Source organism: uncultured Mucilaginibacter sp. (assembly GCF_903913935.1).
Taxonomy (GTDB): domain Bacteria; phylum Bacteroidota; class Bacteroidia; order Sphingobacteriales; family Sphingobacteriaceae; genus Mucilaginibacter.
Genome location: NZ_CAIWNH010000271.1, coordinates 1 through 14,853 on the forward strand (window position 1 = coordinate 1; position 14,853 = coordinate 14,853).

Sequence of the window (14,853 nt, forward strand, 5' to 3'; positions counted from 1 at the left end):
AGAATTCAAACAAACTATTGGCATCGGTTACGCCCCAGTCTCTCAGGTCCTGTTGAACCAGCAAATAACTGATCAACGCATCCCGTTGGTGCTCGCGCAACTGGTCATTAAGTGGTTTAACCACTTGCTCCCAATCAGTTTCCTTGTATCGCGCTTTTATAGATTTACGAATGCTTTCAGCAATATCATGACATACCCAGAATTTAGATACCGGTTTTGCCCAATCAAAAAGCAGGTTAATATCGATGGCGATGTTTGCCGCCACGTATAAAGCCTGTTGTAACTTAAGTAGTTTTATTTCATTGTAAAACTGGCTGTTATTCAATAGGTTAAAGTGGTTTCCTGCAAGCAGTTTATCAACATCACTTTGCAGCCAATTTGTTACGGCAACTATCCGGGCGCTCAGGTTTGTAGTATCTGTGGTTTCTTTTGCCCATGCAAAAAACTGCAATAAATTTAAATTTGTAGATGGAAGGGACTTGCGCAATTGTGTGTAAGCACCCAAACGAAGCCAGGTTTGGAAAGTAATACTGTTAAAATCCAGGTTGCTAAAATCTGCGCCATTTTGTTGCAGATAGTTTATTTCGGTATCAGTAAATCCAAAAACTGAAACTATGATGCCTGCTTTTTGCAATTGAACAAACGCGTTGGTAACACTATCTGTAAGGTCATCAACCAGCATTACAGATGAAGGAATTGTGCTTTTTGGTGTAGTTGGCGTTTTCCAGGCCAAACCGGTAAGGTTAATATCCAGTCCGGTAACCTGGAATTTATAGGCCCTTCCTGCCTGTAATTTTACTGGCTCGCTCAGGTAAACATTGTTTGGGTCGGCTTGCTGGGTAAAGTTAAGTGCCTGGCCATTCAGGTTTATTGCGGCACCAAGCGTAGCGGTTTGAACAGTAATGGCAAATGTGTAAACATCCGTACTGGTAGGGATCAGGTACCCGGTCCATGATCCCGCTGCGGGTTGATAGGCATTATTGATATTCTTAAATACTTCTACTATCGGCTGTGACGGTGTTCCGCTAACCAAAATATTCGAGATCAGCATATCGGTTATATCCTGATCCAGTCCGGTTTGGGTAGATAAGGTATTAACAATAAAAATATGCATTAATCGCTCGCGCAGGAAAGGCATATAGGCCTTCATAAAGCAAAAGAGTTTTATTGGCGCTGTATCGGGTATAATATTGTTTGGGTCCTGCTGCGAATCGGGGATATTAAAGTCGCCCTGCAATAAAGCAGCCTTATCAGCAGGGGAGGTGATGATACCGTAAAGTACGTCATTGAAAAATTCCAGGGGCTGTAGGTTCAGCCTGTCAATAGCCGAACCCCAATCAGCATTGGTACTGAATAAAGCTTTGGCAGCGGTTGTTTCGGCGTTAGTTAAAATGCCGGTAACCTGTAAACCTCCATTTAAAAAATCATATTTAATTTTTTGTACCAATGTACCGGTTAATAAAGCCGTAAAAGCATCTGCGGTAGTTACCAGGTTTTGCGGGGCGTTAGTGCTGTAAACGGTAGTTCCTTGCAATAGTGCCATTACCTGGGCAGTAACTGCCGGGTTAAAAAGCAATGAAAGAGATGCTGTGGTTAATGCAGGCGTTGCAAATATCGGTACCGCTGCTGTGGGTACAGCTCCATCCTGTGTATTAACATCCGGGTTAGCGGCAATAATGGCATTGAGGCCATCGTAAAAAGTTTTAGCCAATTTCAAGAATGAAATAAATGCCGGTTTGATCGGTTTTTTCGGGTCATCTGCATTATTTATTACATAATTCAATTGTTTAAATGTAAACCCATAGTCTTCCATTTTGCCCCAATTTTCCATGAACGCCTCAGTATGCTGCGCATCTGCAAAGGGATCGCCAAAAATGGTTTTAACATCCTGCAGCCAAATGCTCTTAATATTCAAAATGCGCATCAATAGGCTGTACCGGTATATCATCGAGATATTACCCAGTGTTAGCGAATCCGGAATGTTTTCATACTGCATAATATTGGCGATATCCGCTGCTTTCAGGTTGAAGGCCGCCATGATCACCGGAACATGATCGGTTATTTTTGCCGCGGTAGTCAGGTAATTGCCATACTGATCCGCCTGGAAAACTGTATCAACCGCCAATAAATTATAGGTAAGGAAAAGCTGCTTATACTGCGAGTTATCGCCAACAGTGCTGATATCGGTCCAAAAAGTAAGGAGCGTTACCAGATCAAGCCCGGTGTTGTCAAGTAATTTTTTAACAAACACCAACTGGTGCAAATAATCAGGTGTAATATCGCAATTTAAAAGTCCGTCCGCATAGTTGCTGCTGCAACCGCAATCAACGGTTGTGCCGCAACCACAATCACTAGTACCGCCTTTGCTGCAATCGTCTGTAAATTCATTGAAACAATCCTTGGCTGAAACAGGCACTGGCTGGCCGGGGGCTGTAACCTGTGGTGCCCCCAGGCCCATGATAGCCTTATCTGTTTCGTCTATCGTCCAACCCATTTTTCGCCATAGGCGAATAAAACGCTGCATTTTATCATATTCGTCCGTCGTAACGCTGCTGCCATCTAAATGTATCAGTCTTACCGTACCGATGTCGCATGAGTCGCCTACCGGCAGCCATTGTACTACCGGCGGTTGCTGATAATTTCCTGCCGCATTAAAGCTTTCACTTCTTATGTCATAGAGAATTCCGTCCTGGAAGTCACCAACCCACCTGCCGCCTGAATCAATTACTTTCCCAACAAATGTCGTACCTGATCCGTCAGGATTTGGCAAGGGGTTTCCGTCCGTTCCGATAGTATTTCCGGTAGCAGTAACACTGCCTGTAAGCACTCCGTTAAAATAAATATGGCCTGATTTATTTAACTCCCAATCGTTAAATGTTCCGGCGTTATTCTTAAAAAAATCTCCCCGAGACATAATTCTTCCCCAGAACGGCAGTGTCGGGCCGTCACCTGAATCAAGCACAATTAGCTGGCCTACTTTTTCAAAATAACATTTCACCCAGCAAGCAATGTCTTCGCAACTGATGGTGTTGCAGGTGCAATTTTGATGACAGGGATCCGGGTGCATCAATGCCTGCAGCCATGGAACCATTAACTGTGCATTTTGTAAATAAGTGATCAGTTTGGCATACCGGTTGGGATCGCTTGAAGGTGTTGTTACCAGTGTTTGTAAGAAACGGTAGCTGAACCTCAGGCTTTCCATTATATCCAGCGCCCTGCCCCGGGGCATGTATGGGTTGATATATTGAGTCTCAAGTAAAGCGATCAAATCGGTATAGAGAATCCCGGTGCGCGGCAGAAACTGTTTTTTAACGAAGGTGAGACCTGATTGCAGCGACTCATCCAAGCTTAGCATATCCGCTTCCGCAGTATATCCATAATACTCATAAACCGGGTATACTTTTATTTTTTGGCGATATTGGTCGTCGGTTAGGGTTTGATTACAGGTAAGCTCAAAATAGTGTTTTTCCCAAAAAGCTTCTTTGGTTAGTATAATGTACTCCTCCTGCGTGAGCCCCAAAAATTCAGCATCGGTCCCACGGCCAATCGCTGTTTGTATCAACGTTTCCAGCTCACCGTCATTCGGGCCTGCCGGATTCCCCGGCGCAGGTAAACCGTTATTGATATCTGCTTCTGTAACCGATGTAAAGGTATTCATTAACTCATAGCGGCTCGAATTCAGGAAATTAAGAAAGATCCTGATGGCATCAATGGGCTGGTGATAAGGTAATGTAAAGGGATAAACTGCATTTTTTAAAATGCAATATGCGTTGTAATTGGTATGCTGCGGCGTTGCCAGCAAATCTGCCGATGACTCATCTTCAACATTCCATACGTCAAGTGTCAATTGCCTCGGGGAATTTGTATCTGCATCGTATTGCGCTTCGTGCATGATGAAGCTTTCCATAATTTCGTTCACAATATCGATATACGGCATAACGGTATTGGCATTGGCGCAAGTAAGTTCAAGGCAACCTAAGTCAGGCCTGCGCCTGAAAAGTATCTCAAGCGGCGTGCCTGCTATACCCGGTTTACCGGTATTTGCAGTGTTGGGATCAGCAGGATTTGGATCGAGGTTATTGTTTCGTAAATAATTTAGCAACTCAACAAAATAGGATGCCGGCCCGTAAACTGAATTACAATCTTCACATTCACAAAGGTCGACACTGCCAAACAGGCCTTCCCAATTAACCGGGACTTTGTTTTGTTCCGCCAATGCATCAAAAGTTGACATTCTATCCTGCCTGGTTTGCGTGCCATCAATTGCAGCGATACCTGTTCCATGTACCGCATCTTTTATCGCCATTAAAGCATGTTCGTTTCTTATTTTAACATTGAGCGCATTGTTGTATACCGCCGATGCTGTTTCTGTGCCCAATGCATTGCCGAATTGTTTATGAAAATCTTTTTCCGTCATATCAGCAACCTGTTGTGCGCTGGCGACATTTGCCTTCATTAATTCAGTTACTGCAGAGGGGGTGGTGCTGATCGCCTGTACACGCTGCAGTGTTTTTAACTGCGTTATTAAGGGCTGTTGGGCTTCTTCCGGTATATCGTTAAATGCATCGGCCTGGCTTATCGCAGTGTAAACGGAGGTTTTACGAATGTTAAAATCAGGCTGGTTATTTAAAAAAGTCGCTACATTATTGCGAAGCCCTGCATCGGCAACCGGCAACGTGCCATTTGTAGCCATGCGCTGTATTACAGCCGAAGTTTGTGCGGCAAAAATTTTATCATGTATCGATGTGGCAAAGTTATTTACCTTTTCCTGTTCTGTGCCACCAATGGTCCCTGCGGGCACCTGCTTTGGTTTGATCATGGTTGCAATAGATGCCGCATCATAATTCAGGGCAACATCCCGCATGGAAACCACCTCCGGCTGATTTGAGATCGACTTAACTAAATCCGCATGGTTTCCTGTAATTTCGGCAAGCGAATGCACAAGGTCGAGTTTGGCCAACGTTGGTTCATCCAAACCCTCAGCTTTTAAATTACCCAACACCGCCGACCAGCTACCCTTAGCTTCAGCGTATGAACTTTCAACTTTAGCGTTAATGTCTTTATCGCCAATTACTTTTTTAATTGTATCTAAACGTTTTACCAGGTTGGTACTAAGCTTAGGTGTTGCCATGATAGATTGTTTTTATTGATTCGTTTTTAATATTCTTTATTGTTTTTTTTAATAGGTCGTGTCAGTTTTTTTCAGGTGCTTTTACCTGCCCTCCACCAAGGTGAATTGTTAATAGTAATGACCCAGCCCAGGCTTTTGTTGCCGAAGATCCGGATGGTCCGAAATCTACACCCCCCTGCCTACCAAATACGCCGGTTACCGACAGATAATCGTGAAATACATAATCCGCCTGTAAACTTCCTACGAATAGGATCTGTTCGTGTCTGCCGCTGCTTTGGCTACCTTTGGTTTGGCCAAAAATATCGCCGGCGACTGACGCAGCTACTCCAAATGGCGCGGTGAGCGTAAATCTTTGCCTTTCAGGGTCGCCGATTACGAGGGCAAAAGGACTGACGGTATAACTTCCTTGTAATGTATCAGGCGGTGGGAATTTATCAGGTAGCGTTACACCTGACGGCTTGGCCACAGCAAGGTGTCCGTATTGCAAAGTAGCTGTAGGCTGTACAAGTCCTCCCTGAAAATGGAAATTATTATTTTTAGAGTTGAGCCAACGGCTGTACAACAGGTTTCTGCTCTGGTAAGCGCCCTGCACCACGCCACCAAATTGATTGGGATTTGATTGATAAGCAGGTCCGAACTGTAGCTGCCAGTCCGGATCGCCCTTGGCCTTTTGTTCAGCCTGCTGGTCATTTTCAAACGCGATTATATCCGCCAGTGTCTTTTTCGATTCGGCGATCATCGTTTTCAAGGTATTAACTCTTTCATTGGCAGCATTCAAATCAATGGCTTTGGCGTCAATCTTGCCCTGTAATTCTGCCCGTTCTTGCTTTTGCTCTGGCTTTAAGGCATTGAGGGCGTTTACCTGCTCCACTTGCTCTGCTGCTAAGCCATGCCGGTACTCATCAGCTCCCGGAAGTTGTTTTTCTGCGTAATCAATAGTAGCCTGCACTTTTTGCTTCATTGCCTCCGTGTCAAGTGTAGGGGGATTGCCAGGGACATCACCTTCTTTTCCGTTTTTATCAATCATTAAAACAGGATTATTCCTTACATAGGCGTAAACATTTAATCCATCACCAATTCCAATCGGATCGGTCGCCGTCCATCTCGCCAGCCAAGGTATGTAGTAACGTTGGGTGTGATAGTTTAATCCCGTCTCATCATCTCTTTCCATGCCTGTAAAGCGATAGCGCCTGGCAGGAACCTGACGACTCGCATCCGTGGCACGATAAGCTGATGTTCCAAAAGGATGGTATTCCTCGTAGGAGATTATTTTTGCAGCCTCATCAAGTTCCAGTGACGCACTTCCAAGGAGATCGCTGTATTGATATCTTATTAATTGCTTGGGTGAGCCATCATTGCCTTTAGTGCGGGTTTCAACCATTGCAACGCGGCTTTTATCATCCATAATATGCAGGGTTTGTCGTTCAAGCGTGATATTTATTCCGCTCCGTTCCCTGTATATTTCACAGGAACCAAGGTAAATGCGTTCGTCCACCGTGCCATCTGTACGTTCAATTACCTTGCGTGTTCTACTGCCGGCACTGTCATAAACGTACCAGGCATTGCCACCTCCGCCTAAATTTGCATGTTGCATTTCTTCCTGGAAATTCCAGTCGATTACCTGCAGTTGGGGCATGGCCAGCATACTGCCATGTTGATTATAGCTATAGGCATAGTTTTGCCCGCCTGCGCTGGTTTTTGTAAGCTGATTGTTTGAGGCATTATACTGGTAAGCACGCGTCCAGTTACCGGGAGGCATGGCCGGGTTACCGGCGATATGCTGCATTTTCGTAATATTGCCAACACCGTCGTAAAAGTATTTTTCAGCATAATTGCGCATTTGCACTGGTGAATTTGGCTGCAGTGAAAGGCTACTCCAGCTATCGCTCCAATTGTCCTGGTTGTTGTATGTAACCTGCCCGATATGCTCTCTTCCATTGCTTTGTACCAGCCTGTAAATAGCATCATAGATATAATCACTTTGTGCTTCAACCTGCTGCCCGCCATAAAAAACGGTTTTCTGGGCATTGTCAAACTGCCGGCTTATATTACCAACAGGGTCATAGGTATAATTCAGGTCCTGCAACACGTTATTGCCATTGTTGGCAGTAGTCAGCACGCGCGTTATCCGATAGGTTACAACGTCGTAACTGTATTTTGTAAGCGTATTATTTCCGTACCTGATATTTTCGCGCTGTCCTTTTGCATTATAGGTTATACCGGCGATAAAATTTGTTGATGGTGCAGTGCCCTGCAAAGTTACATCCATGCTTTTCAACAGGTTTGCTTCATCATAACCAGGCACAAAAATGCTATTGTCGGGAGAGGTGATCATTACCGGGCGATTCATGGCATCATAAACCGAGTCGGTAGTATAACTATCACTATCCAATGCCGGGGCCGTAGCCCAGTCGGGTATTTTTTTGTAATTGGTTAATAATTGCCGTGTTGTACTTAAAATATTTCCTTTAAAATCACAACCCAATACGGTTACTGTACCGGCAGTGTCGTTATGCTTATAAGCTTTGCCAAGCAGGTTAAGTGTTTTGGCGTTGGCGAGCGTTTCGCCATATATATACTGTCCGAAAACATAGTTTCCGTAGCCATCGCCTGTATTAACCAACAGGTTCAGTGGGCGGCGCAGTTCATCATATTCATAGGTAAATATTTGCTGCCGGCTATCCCAAAGGTTCAGCGGCTTGCCCATTACATCGGCCAGCATCCACCTTTCCCCTGCATCCATGCTGGTTTGGTACCCAATATGACCGAGCATATTGTATTTCCATTGCATCACCACGTTATTGCGTGCGTCTGTTGTACTTAATGCCAATCCCTGGATATCCAGCTCCGTACGGTTATAGAAAAACTCCTGGGTAATTACTTCGTTGCTTCGCTGCGTTTTGTTGTCGTTAACTGCGAAAAATGGCCTTGCAAGTGAATCGAAGTAAATAACAGCCGGGGTATTATAATGTACGGCTGCTTTCTGAGCAGCTTCCTGGTCGGCTTCAGTCATTCCGCCGTTTATCCTGCGCTGGTACCATTCACTATCAGTTACGGTGTCATTTTCATCCCAGGTCTGCTGCATCCAGGCATCAAATTCTATTTTTGAAAAAGTGCCGTCAGGATTTTCTTTGCGGATGAGCCTGCCCACAGCGTCATAGTATAAGATGGGCGTAAAACCAATTTCTACCAATTCACTTTCGGTATTGTATTCAGGCGAACTATCATAAAATGGCTCGTATTGTTTTATTGCCTTGCCTTTGTTGTTCACAATTGTGCGGCCGTTGCCTGCCCACCTTAAATCAGGGGTGGTATCAGTTTGGATAACATTTCCATTGGCATCCAGCATAAGTTTTCCCTGGGCGTCCCGTTGAGGGGCCATGCCCGGGGCAGCCTGCACCTTTTTTAAAACCTCGTGGCCTGATCCATCTGAATAAGAATAGGTAGTTTGCCATACTATGTTCTGTTCAATTTGAGGTGGAGTGTTATCTGTACCTCCGCCAAACAGGTTATGCCACCAGTTGGCAATGGTGCTTGTTGTTTCGGGTTCCGGATCTGCATAGTAATGCTTTTCGCGCGCCATTAGCGTAACGCGGTTTGGCAGTTGCCCGTTTGTTGTATAATACCTGAAATCGTAGCTTAAGGTAGTGGTAGGTTGATCAAGCGCCGAGGCTTCTGCAGAGTTCAGGTCTATAGTGTCACCTTTAAACTCTGTTTCTTTGCCCATTGCAAAGGTGCTCACCACCAAGCCCAACTCATCAAAACGCGCACCGGTACGGTTGTCGTTTTCATCCTTTAGCAGGTAGGGCTTAAGCGTTCGGTAATTAAATGCTTCTACATTAGTTTCGTTTCCTTTAGCATCAACGGTCTTGTTGGTGAATAATTTATTAGGGTCATAAAACACCTTGCTCAGGTTGCCGAAATTGTCCTCATAAGCAACGGGCAGGTAAAAATTGGCCTTTGCAAAAATAATATCAGCATGCGTTGGCGGTGGGATAGCTGATGCATTCGGCGTGGCGCTTAAATCGGGATAGTTATAGGTTTTACCTGAAGCGATCCAGTAATCATTATCAGCCTCCAGCCGTACATAATTCCCCTTGTTGCGCAGTAGGGCTTCATTGGCTTTTGCGCCATAAATACTTGCCAGCAGGGTAGGAGTGAAAGCAAGCTGGTAATTCTGATAAGGCAGCGCAAGGGTATCAATAGTGCCCATTGGCATAGGGCCGCTCAGGTCGTTTTTTAATAAATAAGTGCGTGTGTGCGCTATTTTTCGTTTATCGCCAGGGGTGGTGGTTTGTTCGTAAAGTTTAATGTTGGCGCTATTGTAAAGGTTGCCTATTTCAGTGCCTGTAAAAAATTGCTGCTGTGGTGGCGCTGCATTTAATTCCCATTGCTGCGTCTCGAACAAAACCGGAAGCCTGTAAGCAATCGCATTATCTACTATGGTGGTGAAAGCATTTTGGGTGTAACTGATCCATTGCTGACATTGCTTTGCCCTGTCGTTTGCCGTTGGCAGTTGCATGTCTGCATTTACCCTGCCGTATACAATTGCTGCGGATTGCAGCGCATTGCCATATGGATCGATCTGTACATTGATGTTATGCGCTATCCTTGGGTCGGCCGGGTTACGCTCAAAATGTAAGGTTAAGGTTTCCTTTTCATGAGGTAAAAATACAGCATATTTCTGCCCGGTCTTCGGCTGCAGCACTTTTAAATCATAGTTATACTGTGTTACCGAATAAGGATGTATTTGAACCGCAGCATCGCCTTCGTCGCTATAAACTTCCTGGCGAAGCGGCAAGCCTTTCAATGCCCTAAAACATTCACTCACTTCATTAGCAGCCAGTCCGTCCGGCAGGGGAGCGTCCGCCAGGGTATATTTTTGCAGCTGTGTTACCAGGCCAGGGTCGGTAATTTCGCCGGCGGCTACCTGGGCATTCGGATAATATTCCGCAGAAAGCTGGTGATTCATTTGCGGCATCCTAAGATAGGCCCCGGTATGAAACCATGATTTGGTGATCACCGCTGGTTGGTACAGGTCCTTTTTAACAGCGTTTACTGCCCCGGCACCAGTTGTTTGCAATACGTAATTGTCAAATTCTTCGGTATCTGTTTGTAAAACCATCGCAAACCCCCTGAACTCACGCTCTGCCGCGTCATAATAGCCGTGGTGATAACTGTACTGGCTGGTAAAGCGGGTTTGCGATACGCGGTCAATACTTACTACTTTATTTACACATTGAACCGGGAATGGCAGCTTTGTTACCCAGTTTGCCCCCTTAAGTTTGTCGTTAAGGTAAAACCCGGTTGACGATTGATATTCAAAAGTAACCTCCTTGCCCATGTTGTTTTTATAGCCTGTCATGATATGGGGTTTCTGACCGTTCATGATATCGATATACCGCAAGGGCGCCGATGAATTTGAGGGCAGTGGAGATGACCATACCAAACAGGAGGTGCCTTTGCCCAGCAGGTCGGTTACTGAAAGCAGCGTTTGATCGTCCCACCCCGCAAAAGGGTTAAAAAATGCTGATGGCTGGCTAAAACTGTTACCACATTGGTTAAACCAAACCTGTATCGCGGCGCCGCCGGTATAAATAATGTCAGTTGTGCCGGTGCCATCCACATCCGCCAGGTGGATCATTTTATGGTTAAAGCTATCGGCAGCGTCAAAAATCCCACTCATCTGCATGTTAACTTTTGCGCCAAAACGCCCGAACCCGAGGTTGGGGTAATAGCACACATTGCCATAGCTGATCAGTACAATATCCGAAAGGCCATCGCCGGTCATATCCGCAATGGCAATCATCAGCCGTTCGTCCTGGTCTGCAAATACTATCCGCGGACCCAGTTCATCATCACTCATTTTGGCATTCAGGTGGTAGTTATCGTATCCGGATTTACCTTCGGCCTCGTACCAGATAAACTCCTGCTCCATCGAGATCAGCATATCAGGCATGCCATCGCCGTTAAGGTCAAGGAACTTCAAATTCGGGTCCTTCATGTCAATATTCGGATACGACGTGAATGGAGAAAATGCATTCCATCCGCCTTCGGGCATCATTTCAAAATATCCTTTTATGGAAGGGCTGTTATACACGGCGTATTTAACACCGTCGGCTTCCAGGTCCTGGATAGCTAGTGAGCCGTCAGCGAGGCCGCTGAACGATGGCCTGGGGTTTACCAGTTTTGCCGGGCTGAACTGCCCACTGCCTAAATTTTCTTTATAAAACCAGCCATCGGCCTGTTCACTTAATATGCCCGAGATCCCTTCGCTGTACAGATCTGTCCATTGGTAGGGTGCACTCAGCCCGGTGGGTGCATTGGCTACATTTGCCGGCGAGATCTCCTGTACTTCCCTTGAATATCCCGGTATCGTATACGAGAATTCAACAGGCGGCAGTGTTTTTGATGATTTGAGTGTGCCGTCGGTATTCCAGATATAGCCCGTTTCGGCAACCGAATTGAGGTAAGTGATCCATGGCTGCTCGTCATAAACTATATCCAGCGATTTTACAAGGTAATCGCTCCAGCCCAATTCGGCCGCAAAATGATGAAACATCAGCACCCTTTTGCACAGGCGATGGGTGCGTAGCTCGAAACCCGGCTTAAAATCCGAAAAAGCGTCGACCCTTGCATCCCATTTGTTTACTTCGGCAAGGGTTGGTTTCGCGGCATCGTGCTCGCCATAATCCAAAACCATTTCAAACATAAAAGCAGCCGGCAGGGCATCCCCTTCGTACCAGGCTACGGTATTACCGTATTTTATACCTTTCAGATAGGTATTTGTACAGGGCGCAATGTTATTCAGCCGGTTCTTTTCAAATATCGAGGGTGTAATATTGTCGGTATTCTCATTTTTATAATAATAACTGGTAAAGTTCCCTTTATCATCATAACTATATTCAAGGCACCATTTAAATATCCTCCCCGATTCGCCGGGCACCGGGCTGCTGAGTTTTGCCGTATTGCTTTTGCCGAAAATAGAGACGATGTTTTCTTTGGTCGTTACTTTCCAGTACACATTGCCGCTGTCATCAATCTTTTCAATTTTGGCAAATCCGCTTTCAATGCGCGGGCTGTAACGGGTTACCGTTATATTATTGTTGGTTACCGAATTTTTCACCCAGGTATTATTGGGCCCGGGCAATAATTGCGGTACAAGATCTTCAACGCCCGAAAAAACAAAGGTGTCTGATTCAACAGCATCCTGGTATTGGGGCAGCTCCTTTTCGGTCTTGCGGTGGATAGCGGGAACCTCAACACCCCAGCCGATGCCAAAGGTGCTGTTTCCTGAGCCGGAGTTATAGGATATTGATAATGAAGGTGTAAAGCCATTTCGCCCGGGCGAAAACGGCAGGGGAATGGTATAACCCGCCGTACCATTAACCGCATTTACCTGGAATTTATCATCAATACTTTTTATTGCCCCGCCGCCTTTAGGCAAGGTGATGGAGGGCAACTGGATGAGATTTGGCTTTGCCTGCGCCGCATTATTTTGCGGGTTGTTTAAAAAGGCAGCATTGTCCCGCTGGCTATCGCCCGGTTTCTCTTTCTTGTTTTCATTGGTCGGTGAAAATGCCATTATTTCCTTTATTAGCGTTTTTAAACCAGTACTTTATGTGCTTTATGATAAGGACAGGGTATACTTAAAGTTTAACTGTTACTTAATCCTTATTTTATTTATCGTTAAAATTAGACAGAGTTGTTAGCAGGTGCTATAGGGTTCTTACGCAAAATCCGTAAGTGTTTTTACGTAATTATAATATAGTGACTGGCGTATTAAAAGGATGATATCATAAGCTATAAAGTACTGTCCATCCACCAGGGGGTAGGACAAATGGGGAGCGCCTGCGGACTATTTTTCTTGTAAATAGGAATAAGCGTACCTGCGGCTTTTCTGAAAAAAAGGCTGCCCGGCTGCAACTTGTTTGCAGGAACAATTATTTGTATTATCGTTGATTATATAACCAATTATGAAAAGATACCTTACCCTGGCAGCACTAATGTTAAGCTTTAGCCTTGCTTATTGCCAGGAGGCCCCCAAAATGCAGTTTGTATGCGAACTGAATGTAAAACTGAACCCCGCATTGGTGCCGGGCGAAACACCCCATGGCATCCGCCGCATCATACCAATAACGGGCGGTACCGTAACTGGGCCGGCTATTAAAGGCGAGATCGTTGACGGAGGCGCCGACTGGCAAATCATCCGCAAAGACGGCGTGGCCGAAATTGATGCCCGCTATACCATTAAAACGGAGGATGGCACGCTTATCTTCATCAAAAATACAGGCATCAGGGTGGCCAGCCCCGAAGTTGCCGCTAAACTTGCAAAAGGAGAGGCCGTACCGGCAAGCGAATATTACTTCAGGACGGTATTATCCTTTGAAGCGCCGCTGGGTAAATACGACTGGCTGAACAAGGCCCTGTTTGTATGCAATGCCGAAAAAGTGCCGGGTGCGGCTATCATAAGGGTTTGGCGGATTTTGTAATAAAAGGCTGCGGGCTAACCTGTAAGGCGCATAAGTTTTGTTAAAAAACCTTTGATTTGCTAATAATTTTAGCATAACTTTGGTGCTATGCCAAAGTATTGTTTCCGTAAGGTGTATTTTATTTGTACCAACAAGCAGGTAATTGAGCCTGCAATCAAGTCGGCAGTTGCCTATAAGAATAAGGATTATGCCGATATTCTTTTAGATCAAAGAGATAAATCGGTAAAAATGTGGGACGTTAATAAGCCCCCCAAAACGTATTCAGTTGAAGGCTTTTACCTGGTGCACGAACGTTTATTTGATGAATTGCTGAAAGAGCATAGTAAATGATGGGTGGTGGTATTTTTGCCAGCAAACCGGGATGCGGGATCACCCTTGCATCTTAAATGCCGGTATCTATGGTGAAAACACTAACATGGGCAGAAAAATAAAAATTCGAGATCTATAGATATATTGTCCTCTGTTATGGTTAAATGAAGTTCCAATAATCTCAAAGTCTATAACCATGTTGTATTAGTCGTTCAAATATCATCAAAAAACTATCTTTCTTTGCACCTTTGTTGGTGTTGTCACCAACAAGCCGGGATGCCGGACTATGCTTACCGCCCCGAAATATCGGTACTTGTTGGTGACAACACCAACAAGGGCGAGATGACCAATGACTAATGACCAACCAGTCTGCATGTCCACATCAGCCTTAAGTACCTTTCGGACGGACGCTTTAATATTTGGTTACTTTCTGCCTTCAAAATAAATAATCCCCCAAAAACAAAATAAGCCCGGAAAATTTCCGGGCTTATTGGTTTGCGTATGATCAGTTAATAGTTAATGCATCAACAAATACACCTGCAGATTGATGAATACTTTATTTCGCTAACCATATTTTGGTGCTCGTAAGATCTGCCCCCCCTGTGGCTATCTTCCAGTTGGCATTATTTAATAGTTGTTCATCGGCCGGATATTGGTAGCGTTGCAGGCTGCCATAGTTTTGCTTATATCCAGCCGGATTGCTCTGATCCATGGGTGTCGCACCACCTGTTCTCCTCAATAATGCCCAGGCCACCCACGGCTGGCGGAACAGGTCTACCCATTCTTGTGCGTAGATCAGGTTAAGTGCATTGTTAGCATCCCAGGCAGCTTTAGGATTGGATAACACCGAGCTAATTTCAGTACTGGTTGGCGTAGCCGATGCGGGTTTATTTTCTACCCAAACTGAGGAATTAAAAGCCA

At 45.2% G+C, this 14,853-nt stretch carries 5 protein-coding genes; 2 read left to right on the plus strand and 3 right to left on the minus strand.

Annotated elements, in window-relative coordinates; all coding sequences use genetic code 11:
* Positions 1-5,131: hypothetical protein (locus tag QZY09_RS10700; RefSeq protein ID WP_295672216.1), on the minus strand; the 5,131-nt coding region annotated here is incomplete at its 3' end.
* 61 nt (positions 5,132-5,192) lie between these two features.
* Entirely contained in the window at positions 5,193-12,716 is a 7,524-nt protein-coding gene (locus QZY09_RS10705; protein WP_295672218.1) for a SpvB/TcaC N-terminal domain-containing protein, read from the minus strand.
* Positions 12,717-13,107: 391 nt separating this feature from the next.
* On the opposite strand from QZY09_RS10705, the gene QZY09_RS10710 reads away from it, so the two are divergent.
* Both QZY09_RS10710 and QZY09_RS10715 read left to right on the plus strand, forming a co-directional pair.
* Positions 13,108-13,623: a DUF3237 domain-containing protein gene (locus QZY09_RS10710; RefSeq protein ID WP_295672220.1), complete on the plus strand. Its 516-nt coding sequence runs from the start codon at positions 13,108-13,110 to the stop codon at positions 13,621-13,623.
* Positions 13,624-13,710: 87 nt separating this feature from the next.
* Positions 13,711-13,953 carry a hypothetical protein gene (locus tag QZY09_RS10715; RefSeq protein WP_295672222.1) on the plus strand — a complete coding sequence of 81 codons (243 nt, stop codon included), beginning with the start codon at positions 13,711-13,713 and terminating at the stop codon, positions 13,951-13,953.
* Positions 13,954-14,488: 535 nt separating this feature from the next.
* Here QZY09_RS10715 and QZY09_RS10720 read toward each other — a convergent pair.
* Positions 14,489-14,853, minus strand: a 365-nt coding sequence (locus QZY09_RS10720) for a SusD/RagB family nutrient-binding outer membrane lipoprotein (protein ID WP_295672224.1), incomplete at its 5' end; no start/stop codon positions are given.

Coding starts and splice junctions, on each gene's coding strand:
- QZY09_RS10705 (WP_295672218.1), bottom strand. CDS start 12,716: ATGGCATTTTCACCGACCAATGAAAACAAGAAAGAGAAACCGGGCGAT.
- QZY09_RS10710 (WP_295672220.1), top strand. CDS start 13,108: ATGAAAAGATACCTTACCCTGGCAGCACTAATGTTAAGCTTTAGCCTT.
- QZY09_RS10715 (WP_295672222.1), top strand. CDS start 13,711: ATGCCAAAGTATTGTTTCCGTAAGGTGTATTTTATTTGTACCAACAAG.